Consider the following 9,788-nt stretch of genomic DNA (forward strand, 5'->3'; position numbering starts at 1 on the left):
CAGATTGCCTTAACTTTAAATATTCGGATTCGCTCACACGAAAACTAATTTGTTTTGGCTCCTTACGGTTGGGCGACGCGCGGGCTGCCGACGCGCGGGCTGCCGACACGCCCGCCGCCGACACGCCCGCCGCCGACACGCGAGCCGCCGCCTCCCCCACCCCGGCACTGGGTGGGTCCGAGGCTACGGCCCGGGTGTGACAGGTTTCGCGGTTATCCACAGCCGACTCAAATCGATCGACCGCGGGCGGCGGGCTGGCTAGCGTCCCTACGGTGCACATCGAGACCCGGCCGCCGCGAGCCGCGGACCGCACCGCGATCGAGGCCATCGCGGCCGCCGACGATGCCCGCGCCCCCAGCCTTGATGACCCGCTCACGCTGATCGCCGAGCACGGCGGCCAAGTCGTCGGCTTCGGCCGGATCGACTGGTGGGAGGAAGCCGACGGCACCCGGCTCTATCGGCTCTCCGGCGCCGTCGACGCGGCCCACAAGCGGCAGGGCGTCGGCCGCCGCCTGCTGGCCGCCCAGGAGGCTCAGGCGGCCGCTCACTGGCGCGCCGAGCCCGGCCCCGGCCGCCCGCTGCTGGGCACCAACGCCGACGCGAGCCGCCCCGACCGACTTGCCCTGCTGCACGACGCCGGCTACCGGGTCCGCTTCTCGCTGGTGGACCTGGCCCGCGACACCGCCGGCGCCGAGGACCGCCCGCTGCCGGAGGGCCTCGAGCTGCGCCCGGTCGAGGAGGAGCACCACCCGCTGATCCACGCGGCGATCGTCACCTGTTTCGCCCGGCACGGGCTCGGCTTCTCCGCACAGTCCTATGCGGACTACCGCGCGGAGGCCCGGGACACCGATCTCTGGCTGGTCGCCTGGGACGACGAGGGCATCGCCGCGCTGGCGACCAACGAACGCCGCGCGGACGGCAGCGCGGACACGCCGTATGTGGCCGTTCTGCCGCGCCGGCGCCGGCAGGGCCTCGCCCAGGTGCTCCTGCACCGGAGCCTGCGCCGGCTGGCCGCCGAGGGGATCAGGACGGCCACGATTCGCACGACCCAGGAGAACCAGGACCGCACGGTCGAGCTGTACGAGAAGTGCGGCTATCGGGTGACCGGCCGGATCCCGCGCTACGCGAAACGGATGGAGCTGCTAGGCGGCGACGAGCCGGCGGGCGAGCACTGACGAGACCCGGCGCGCGATCAGCGTGACGAGCTCCGGCGCGTCGGTCAGCGGCGCCGCGACGGCCACCGCACCGGCCGAGCGCGCCGACGCCACGGCGTTGTCGTAGAGCAGCCCCGGCGCCAGGAAGTAGGACGCCACCACAACCCGCGCCCGCGGCCCGAAGGACGCCACGGCATCGGCGGCCAGGGGCGGCGCGGCGGAGGCGTACGCGACGGTGCACGGCACCCCGAGCCGCTCCCCCAGGACCGACGCCGCGGCCGAGACGGTGGCACGCGCGGCGGCGTCCCGGGTGCCGGCGGCGATCAGCACGGCGGCGTCGAACGACGCGGCGGGGAGCCGGCGAACCAGCCCGTCCACCAGCAGCCCGTCCACCGGCAGATCGGCGACCGGCCCGAGCACGTCGGCGAGCAGCACCTCGAGCCCGAGCTCCTCCTCGGCGGAGCGAACCACGGCCGGCACGTCGACCTTGCCGTGGTAGGCGGCGGTCAGCAGCAGTGGCACGACGACCACGCGGCGGTGCCCCGTGGTGGCCAGCCAGCGCATGACCTCCAGCGGGCGCGGCCCGGCGTGGTCCAGATAGGAGGCGTGCACCTCCCACTCGGGGTGCGCGGCCGCGACCGCCGACGCCAGCGCGGAGGTCGCGGCGGCCGCGCGCGGGTCACGGGACCCGTGCGCGACCAGCACCACGCCTAAACGTGAAGGCCGCATTCGGTCTTCTCGAACATCGCCCAGCGGCCGGCGCGGGGATCCTCGCCCGGCTTGGTGCGCCGGGTGCACGGCCAGCAGCCGATCGACCCGTACCCCAGCTTGAACAGCTCGTTGACCGGGACGTCCCAGCGGGCGACGTAGTCGTCCACGTCCCGCTGGGTCCAGGCCGCGATCGGGTTGACCTTCACCTTGCCGCGCTTGGGGTCGAAGGCCACCACCGGCGTGTTCGCCCGGGTCGGCGACTCGTCGCGCCGCAGGCCGGTGGCCCACGCGTCGTAGTCGGCCAGCGCCCGCTCCAGCGGCTCCACCTTGCGCATGTAGCAGCACTCGTCGGGGCTGCGGTTGAACAGCCGCGGGCCGTACTCGCCGTCCTGCTGGCCCACCGTCATCCGCGGGCGGATCGAGCGCACGTTCACGTTCATCGTCGCGGCGACCGTGTCACGCACCTTCAGCGTCTCGGGAAAGTGCAGGCCGGTGTCGAGGAAGACCACGTCCACGCCCGGCGAGACCCGGGAGAAGACGTGCGCCACCACGGCGTCGGCCATCGAGCTGGTCACGCAGAAGCGCGCGCCGAAGGTGTCGGTCGCCCACTTCGCGATCTCCTCGGCCGGCGCGCCCTCCAGCGCGGCGGCGGCGTCGAGCGCCAGCGATTCCAGATCGGCGGAGCTCGGGGACGGAAACGCGCCTAGCGTCACCAACCCCAGCCCCGCGGCGGTCACGACAGTCATCGGTCCACTCCCTTAGAAGGAAAACCCCTGGACAGCAATCCGTTGAACTTGACCGTGAAAACTCGTGCGCAGGAGTGGCACTCCCACGCGCCGTGCGACGCCTCGTTGGGCCGCAGGTCCTCTTCCCCGCAGTAGGGGCAGTAGAGCGGTGTGGATCGGGCGTCGCTCATTTGAGGAGCTCCTCGTCGGCGCGCACGACCCACTTGGCGAACGTCTCGTCCCGCGACTCCCGGTCGTCGAGGTACCGGCGGGCCAGGCGCTCCACGTACTCCGGAAGCTCCTCCGCCGTGGCCTTGAGGCCGCGCAGCTTGCGGCCGAAGCCGGCCGTCTCACCCTTGGCCATGCCCAGGCCGCCGCCGAGGTGCACCTGGAAGCCCTCGACCTGCTCGCCGTGCGCGTTCATCACCAGCTGGCCCTTGAGGCCGATGTCCGCCACCTGGGTGCGGGCGCAGGCGTTGGGGCAGCCGTTGATGTGGATCGAGATGTCCGCGTCGAAGTCGCGCAGCCGGTCCTCGAGCCGTGCCACCAGCTCCTCGCCGCGCGCCTTGGTCTCGACGATCGCCAGCTTGCAGTACTCGATGCCGGTGCAGGCCATCGTGCCCCGCCGCCACGACGACGGCCGCGCCTCCAGGCCGATGTCGCGCATCCCGCGGATCAGACCCTCCACATTGGCGTCGGCGACATCGAGGACCAGGAGCTTCTGGTACGGGGTGAGGCGCACCCGGTCCGACCCGGCCGCCTCGACCAGATCGGCGAGCTGGAGCAACTGCTTGCCCGACGTACGCCCGACGACCGGCGCCGCCCCCACATAGTTGCGGCCGTCCACCTGCTTGTGCACGCCGATGTGGTCGATCGGCTTGTCCGGCAGCTCGGCCTGCGGCCCGTCGATCAGCTCGCGGTAGAGGTACTCCTTCTCCAGCACCTCGCGGAACTTCGCCACGCCCCAGTCGGCGAGCAGGTACTTCAGACGGGCGCGGTTGCGCAGCCGGCGGTAGCCGTAGTCGCGGAAGATCCCGACCACGCCCTCCCAGACGTCCGGGATTTCCGCCAGCGGCACCCACACGCCGAGCCGCTCGGCCAGTCGCGGGTTGGTGGACAGCCCGCCGCCGACCCACACGTCGAAGCCGGGGCCGTGCTCGGGGTGGTGGCTGCCGATCAGGGCGATGTCGTTGGTCTCGTACGGCGTGTCGGCCAGCCAGCCGATCGAGGTCTTGAACTTGCGGGGCAGGTTCGAATACCGCGGGTCGCCGATGTAGCGCCGGAGGATCTCGTCGATCGCCGGGGTGGCGTCGATCACCTCGTCCACCGACACGCCCGCGACCGGGCTGCCGAGCACGACGCGAGGGCAGTCACCGCACGCCTCGGTGGTCTCCAGGCCGACCGCCTCGAGCCGCCGCCAGATCTCCGGCACGTCCTCCACCCGGATCCAGTGCAGCTGGATGTTCTGCCGGTCGGTGATGTCCGCGCTGTCGCGGCCGAACTCGCTGGAGATCTGCCCGATGGTGCGCAGCTGCGTCAGGTTCAGCCCGCCGCCGTCGATGCGCACGCGGAGCATGAAGTACTCGTCCTCGAGCTCGTGCGGCTCGAGCACGGCCGTGCGGCCGCCGTCGATCCCGGCCTTGCGCTGGGTGTAGAGCCCCCACCAGCGGAACCGGCCGCGGAGGTCCTGCGGGTCGATCGAGGCGAAGCCGTTGTGCGCGTAGATGTTCTCGATGCGCGCCCGGACGTTCAGCGGGTTGTCGTCCTTCTTGATCCGCTCGTTCGGGTTCAGCGGCTCGCGGTGACCGAGCGCCCACTGACCCTCACCACGGGCCTTGCGCGGTCTTGCCGTTCTGCTGTCGGGCGCCATGTCGGGCGTTCCTCCTGCTCAAGGTGGGCACGGAGGAACGCTCTCGGCTGTGTGGAGAGGCTCGTGACTTCGGTGTCAGGAGGGAGCCGGCGCGTCATCCGCACCCGAAACGAAATCGGGCGGCGTCAGGAAGCCGGACACATCGCGCTGCGGACACGGCCGTAGTCCACGTGGCGCCGGGCCACGAAGCGGCGGTCAACTGCAGCGGTCATGCGGGTAAGCCTGCCACGGCACAGGCATTGTCGGCCAGTGCGGTCCAGATTGCGGGAGTGTTACGCGGGGCACACAGGCAAGCCTTGCCTAGCGCTTACCCAGGGGCACGACGAGGACGGCCTCGGTGCCGCCGCCGGAGCGGTTGCGCAGCTCGATGCTGCCGCGCAGCTCGCCGGTCGCCAGCGCCCGGACGATCTGCAGACCGAGCCGGCCCTTGTCGGCGGTGAAGCCGGCCGGCAGGCCGCGCCCGTTGTCCGCCACGGTGACGTGCAGCTGCTTGCGGAACCGGTGCGCGGTCACCACGACCTCGGCACTGCCGTCCTCGGCACCGCCCTTGACCGGGCTGACGCCGGAGCCGTCCCGCTGCGGCACCTCCTCCTCGCCGGCGAAGCCGTGCTCGACCGCGTTGATCAGCAGCTCGTTCAGCACCATGACCAGCGAGGTGGCGATCTCGGCGGGCAGCACGCCGAAGGTGCCCTCGCGCCGCATCTTCACCGACACCTCGGTCGACGCGACCTCCGTGGCCGCGGTGGCCACCCGGTCCACGATCCCGTCGAACTCCACCGCCTCGTCGCTGGACATCGAGAGGGTCTCGTGGACGAGCGCGATCGACGCGACCCGGCGTACCGACTCCTGCAGCGCGGTCCGCGCCTCCGGGATGTCCACCCGCCGGGCCTGCAGCCGCAGCAGCGCGGCCACGGTCTGCAGGTTGTTCTTCACCCGGTGGTGGATCTCGCGGATCGTCGCGTCCTTGGTCATCAGCGCGCGGTCGCGGCGGCGCACCTCGGTCACATCCCGCACCAGCACCAGCGCGCCGATCGGCACACCGGCCGGGAGCAGCGGCAGCGCCCGCATCAGCACTGTCGCGCCGCGGGCCTCCACCTCCTGCCGCGGCGGTGACTCGCCGCGCAGGGCGGCCAGGATCCGCTCGGCCGCGTCGTTGCCCTCCAGCGGGTCGGCGGCGAGCCGGCTGAACAGCACGGACAGCTCCTCGCCGACCAGATGGGCATTGAAACCGAGCCGCCGGTACGCGGACTGGGCGTTCGGGCTGGCGTAGGTGACCTTGCCGGCCGCGTCGAGCCGGATCAGCCCGTCGCCGACCCGCGGGGCGGAAGTGGTCTCACCCGGGTGCCGCGGCGGCGGGAAGGTCCCGTCGGACACCATCTGCGCCAGGTCGTCCGCGGTGGTCAGATAGTTGAGCTCGAGCTGGCTGGGCGTACGCGCGGTGGACAGGTTGGTGTCCCGCCCGATCACGGCGATCACCTCGGCGTACTCGGCCGGGCCGACGGTCTCCTGCTTGCGCACCGGGATCGCCTCGTGCCGGGCCGGGGTGTCGCCGTACCAGACCGGGTCGCCCTCCCGCCAGATCCGCCCCTGGGCGAGCGCGATGTCCAGGTGCGCGATCTCCGGCCCGCCGACGATCTTGCCGACCTGGTCGTCCTGGTAGGCGGTCGGCGCGGTGGTCGGGCGCACCTGGGCGACGCACAGATACGCCCGCGGATCGCCCTCGGCCGCGCGGACCGGCACCCACAGCAGCAGGTCGGCGAAGGACAGGTCGGACAGCAGCTGCCAGTCACCGGCCAGCCGGTGCAGCTGGTCGATGTCGGCGGGGCCCAGGCCGGTGTGCTCCTCGGCCAGATCGCGCAGGGTGGACACGCGGCCAGCCTGCCACGGGTTTGTTTCTAGAGAGTCGCGGTGATCTTCTTGAGGCCGCGTGGCGCGTCCGGGTCCTCGCCGCGGGCCAGCGCCAGAGCCAGCGCCAGGCGCTGCATCGGGAGGATGTCGAGCAGCGGCGCGTACCGCTCGTCGACCGCCGGCACGGCCAGCCGCCCGGAGGCGCCCGGCACGTCGGAGGGGCCGACCGTCACCACGTCGGCCCTGCGCTCGCCCAGGCGCCGCACCACGTCGCTCATCGCCCGGCCGCCCGGCCCGCTGCCGACCACGGCCAGCACCGGGACGTCGGGGTCGGTCATCGCCAGCGGCCCGTGCAGCAGGTCGGCGCCCGAGAAGGCGAGCGCCGGGAGGTAGGAGGTCTCCATCAGCTTCAGCGCGGTCTCGCGCGCCGTCGGGTACGCGTACCCGCGTCCCGTCGTCACCATCCGCGACGCGAACCGGTACCGCTGCGCCAGATCCTCCGCCGACCGATCGGCCAGCGCCTGCTCGGCCAGCGCCGGCAGCTCGGCCAGCGCGGCACGCTCCTCGGGCGGTGGCGTGCCGTCACCGCCCCGGATGCCCTCGATCAGCAGCAGCAGGGCGAGCAGCTCGGCGGTGTAGGTCTTCGTCGCCGCGACCGCCCGCTCGTGCCCGGCCGCGACGTCCAGCGACAGCTCGGCCGTCGTCGCCAGCACCGAATCGGGGTTGTTCGTGACCGCCAGGGTCAGCGCCCCGGTCTCCCGCGCCACCTTGAGCACCTCGGTCAGGTCGGGCGACCCGCCGCTCTGGCTCACCCCGACGACCAGCGCGTCGGAGAGGTCGGGCCGGGCGCCGTAGAGCGTGACCGTGCTCGGTGAGGCCAGCCCGACGGGGATGCCGAGTCGGATCTCGGTCAGGTAGGCCCCGTAGAGCGCGGCGTGATCGGAGGTGCCCCGGCCGACGAAGACGACGTGCCGCGGGCGCCGCTCGGCCACCTTCGCCGCGACGTCGGCGATCGCTGCCGCGTGCTCACCCTCGAGCAGACGTGCATATCCCTCGGGCTGCTCCGCGATGTCCGCGGCCATCCCCGCGCCACGCTCCGCCACCGCTTCCTCCTTCGTCGATGCTTGGTCCATGCGCAATCGTGCACGAAACGGCGCTGTGAAGCAAACTTTCGAGCAGTACTGCGCACGAGCCCGGGACTGACATATCGAGGATCGTCGCCTAGGCTTCGCCTCGGTGGCGCGGCCCGCGCAACTTGCAGTAATTGGCACATCCGCTCCGCGCGGAGGAAGAGGCCCCCGACAGCCATGGACGACTCCCGGCGTTCCGCCGACCGCGACCTCGAGCAGGCGCGCGCGGCGATCGAGCGCGGTGAGATGCGCCATGCCGCCGCCCACCTGGCCGGTGCGCTCGCGCACGCGCCCACGCTGCCCGAGGCCCACGAGATGCTCAGCCACCTGGCTGCCCGGGCCGGCGGCGCGCTCGACCTCTTCCCGCTGGAGCAGCACGCCCCGGTGGGCGCCGTCGTCGCGCGGGCCCACCTGCTCGCCGCGGCCGGGCGCCCCGAGGACGGTCTGCCGCTGCTCTTCGCCGCCAGCGGGCACACGCCGGGCCGCGACTGGGCCGGCGTGCCGTGGGTGACCGACCCGACGCTGGGCCTGCGCGTCGAGCCCGACCTGCTGGCCCGCAACGTCATGCGGCTGTGCACCTCGATCGGCGACCCGGAGCCCGAGGCGGCCGGCGAGGTGCTGCGGCCCTACCTGACCGTGGTGACCCATGCGATCGCCGTGCATCCGGCGCACGCGCTGCTGCTCGGCGCCGGCTCGGCGCTGGCCCGCCGCGCGGGTGAGGTGACGCTGGCGGTGGACTGGGCGCTGCGCGGCGCGCGCGCCCGGCCGTCGAAGCTCGCCGAGATCTGGCTCGGCTACGCCTACCGCAGCGCCGGCCGCGTCGGCGAGGCCTTGGCGGCCCTGCGCCGGGCCGTCGCCCACGACCCCGACGACCTTTCCGTGTACGCGGACATCGCCGGCACCCTGGCTGACGCCGGTCGCATGGACGACGCCCTGGCCTGGATCGACCGGGCACTGGCCAAGGACCCGACCTTCGACTGCGCGGTGCACACCGCCCACCGGTTGCGGTACCGGGCCGACGGCGACCTCGAGCACTTGGTCCGGCTGGCCGACTTCGCCCGCGACCACCCCGACGACACGCACGAGCACACCGACCTGGCCGAGTGCTGCAGCGTCACCCCCTGGCTCAGCGGCGTCCCGCCGATCACCCGCGAGCTGCCCGACCAGCGCCGGCGGCCACCCACCACGGCGGCCCCGACGGCCACCTCGGTGGAACGCCTGCTGCGCGTGGCCCGGCAGACGTGGCCGCACCCGCCGGCCGCCTACGACGCCGCGGTGAGCCTGGTGCTGGTCGAGCCCGACCAGTTGATCGCGCTGGTAGCCGACCCGCCGGAGGGCCCGGAGGCGGACCGGCGCGCGGCCCGGGTGTGGGCCTGTATCGGCCTGCTACACCACGGCGCGGACGAGCCGTGGATGGTCTCCACCCGCCGGCGCCGGCTGATCGATCTGGCGATGGGCGGCGCGGACGCCATCACCGAGGCCGCGATGTTCGCGATGGTCACCTATGCCTGGGTGGAACCGGAGGCCCGGGCCGACGTGCGCGCCCTGATCACCGGCCGGCTGATGGGCATCGCGGCGCCGAGAGGCAAGGACGGCCGGAAAGAGGGCCGCACGGACAGCGGCGAGGCCGACGACCGGCGCGACAAGCCGCCGCTGGCGGCGTCGCCGATCGCATGCTCGGTCGCCCAGCTCGCGCTCGCCACCCCGGGCCTGCGCGCCGAAGCCCGCGACCTGGCGACGGAGGTCGTGGCCGCCGAGGAGGCCCGCACCCGCCCGCGGATCCCGCGCCAGCGGCAGCGACGCACCCGGCCGGTCCGCCGTCAGCTGCTGCGCTGGCTCACCCGCTGAACAGCTAGCCGTCGATCACCGCGATCAGATCGCCCTCCTGGACGACGTCGCCCTCGTTGACCGCCAGCTGCGACACCGTGCCGTCGGACTCGGCCAGCACCGGGATCTCCATCTTCATCGACTCGAGGATCACCAGCGTGTCGCCCTCGGCGACCGCGTCGCCGGTGGAGGCCACGACCTTCCACACGTTGGCCACCATCTCGGCGCGGACTTCCTCAGCCATGGCGATGCACTCCTTCGTCGGCGCCTGCTAGTGCAGGTATCCAATCATGGTTCGGCGGAGGGGGAATTCAGGCTGTGGATAAGCCGTCCTCAACCCCGCCACCACCCTTGACCGGACTGAAGACCGAGCTCGACTACCATCGGGGCCGTCGAGAGGAGTCATCATGGCGAAGAAGGCCCGTAAGAAGAAGGCCCGCAAGAAGAGCAGCGCCAACCACGGCAAGCGGCCGAACAGCTGAGACATAACGAAGCCCCGACGGATCACCGGCGGGGCTTCGTC

The 9,788-nt window shown here is 72.6% G+C and carries 8 protein-coding genes; 2 read left to right on the forward strand and 6 right to left on the reverse strand.

Annotated features, from left to right (window positions below; translation table 11 throughout):
- The first annotated feature begins 272 nt into the window (after positions 1 to 272).
- Positions 273 to 1,175, forward strand: a complete 903-nt coding sequence (locus AB0M20_RS12615; RefSeq protein ID WP_364297434.1) for a GNAT family N-acetyltransferase — start codon at positions 273 to 275, stop codon at positions 1,173 to 1,175.
- On the opposite strand, the gene AB0M20_RS12620 is transcribed toward AB0M20_RS12615, so the two are convergent.
- The 5 genes from AB0M20_RS12620 to AB0M20_RS12640 form a co-directional block, all read right to left on the reverse strand.
- On the reverse strand, positions 1,143 to 1,883 hold the full coding sequence (locus tag AB0M20_RS12620; protein WP_364297436.1) for a CbiX/SirB N-terminal domain-containing protein: 741 nt from the start codon (positions 1,881 to 1,883) through the stop codon (positions 1,143 to 1,145). The two genes, AB0M20_RS12615 and AB0M20_RS12620, sit on opposite strands and share 33 nt — an antisense overlap.
- Positions 1,865 to 2,611, reverse strand: a complete 747-nt coding sequence (locus AB0M20_RS12625; RefSeq protein WP_364297438.1) for a phosphoadenylyl-sulfate reductase — start codon at positions 2,609 to 2,611, stop codon at positions 1,865 to 1,867. The genes AB0M20_RS12620 and AB0M20_RS12625 overlap by 19 nt, the downstream gene beginning before the upstream one ends.
- Positions 2,612 to 2,777: 166 nt before the next feature.
- Complete coding sequence (locus tag AB0M20_RS12630; RefSeq protein ID WP_364297440.1) at positions 2,778 to 4,460, reverse strand: nitrite/sulfite reductase; 1,683 nt, start codon at positions 4,458 to 4,460, stop codon at positions 2,778 to 2,780.
- Between the two features lie 300 nt (positions 4,461 to 4,760).
- Positions 4,761 to 6,329: a histidine kinase N-terminal domain-containing protein gene (locus AB0M20_RS12635; protein ID WP_364297442.1), complete on the reverse strand. Its 1,569-nt coding sequence runs from the start codon at positions 6,327 to 6,329 to the stop codon at positions 4,761 to 4,763.
- Between the two features lie 26 nt (positions 6,330 to 6,355).
- On the reverse strand, positions 6,356 to 7,390 hold the full coding sequence (locus tag AB0M20_RS12640; RefSeq protein WP_364297446.1) for an SIS domain-containing protein: 1,035 nt from the start codon (positions 7,388 to 7,390) through the stop codon (positions 6,356 to 6,358).
- A 225-nt stretch (positions 7,391 to 7,615) separates the two neighbouring features.
- Here AB0M20_RS12640 and AB0M20_RS12645 point away from each other — a divergent pair, with 225 nt between their 5' ends.
- Complete coding sequence (locus tag AB0M20_RS12645) at positions 7,616 to 9,286, forward strand: tetratricopeptide repeat protein (protein WP_364297444.1); 1,671 nt, start codon at positions 7,616 to 7,618, stop codon at positions 9,284 to 9,286.
- A 4-nt stretch (positions 9,287 to 9,290) separates the two neighbouring features.
- On the opposite strand, the gene AB0M20_RS12650 is transcribed toward AB0M20_RS12645, so the two are convergent.
- Positions 9,291 to 9,515: a biotin/lipoyl-binding carrier protein gene (locus AB0M20_RS12650; RefSeq protein WP_364297448.1), complete on the reverse strand. Its 225-nt coding sequence runs from the start codon at positions 9,513 to 9,515 to the stop codon at positions 9,291 to 9,293.
- Between the last annotated feature and the right edge of the window lie 273 nt (positions 9,516 to 9,788).

Source organism: Actinoplanes sp. NPDC051633, assembly GCF_040681735.1.
GTDB lineage: Bacteria > Actinomycetota > Actinomycetes > Mycobacteriales > Micromonosporaceae > Actinoplanes.

Excerpts from the sequence above, each read along its gene's own strand:
- AB0M20_RS12645 (WP_364297444.1), top strand. The coding sequence starts at position 7,616 with ATGGACGACTCCCGGCGTTCCGCCGACCGCGACCTCGAGCAGGCGCGC.
- AB0M20_RS12630 (WP_364297440.1), bottom strand. The coding sequence starts at position 4,460 with ATGGCGCCCGACAGCAGAACGGCAAGACCGCGCAAGGCCCGTGGTGAG.
- AB0M20_RS12640 (WP_364297446.1), bottom strand. The coding sequence starts at position 7,390 with ATGGCCGCGGACATCGCGGAGCAGCCCGAGGGATATGCACGTCTGCTC.
- AB0M20_RS12620 (WP_364297436.1), bottom strand. The coding sequence starts at position 1,883 with ATGCGGCCTTCACGTTTAGGCGTGGTGCTGGTCGCGCACGGGTCCCGT.
- AB0M20_RS12625 (WP_364297438.1), bottom strand. The coding sequence starts at position 2,611 with ATGACTGTCGTGACCGCCGCGGGGCTGGGGTTGGTGACGCTAGGCGCG.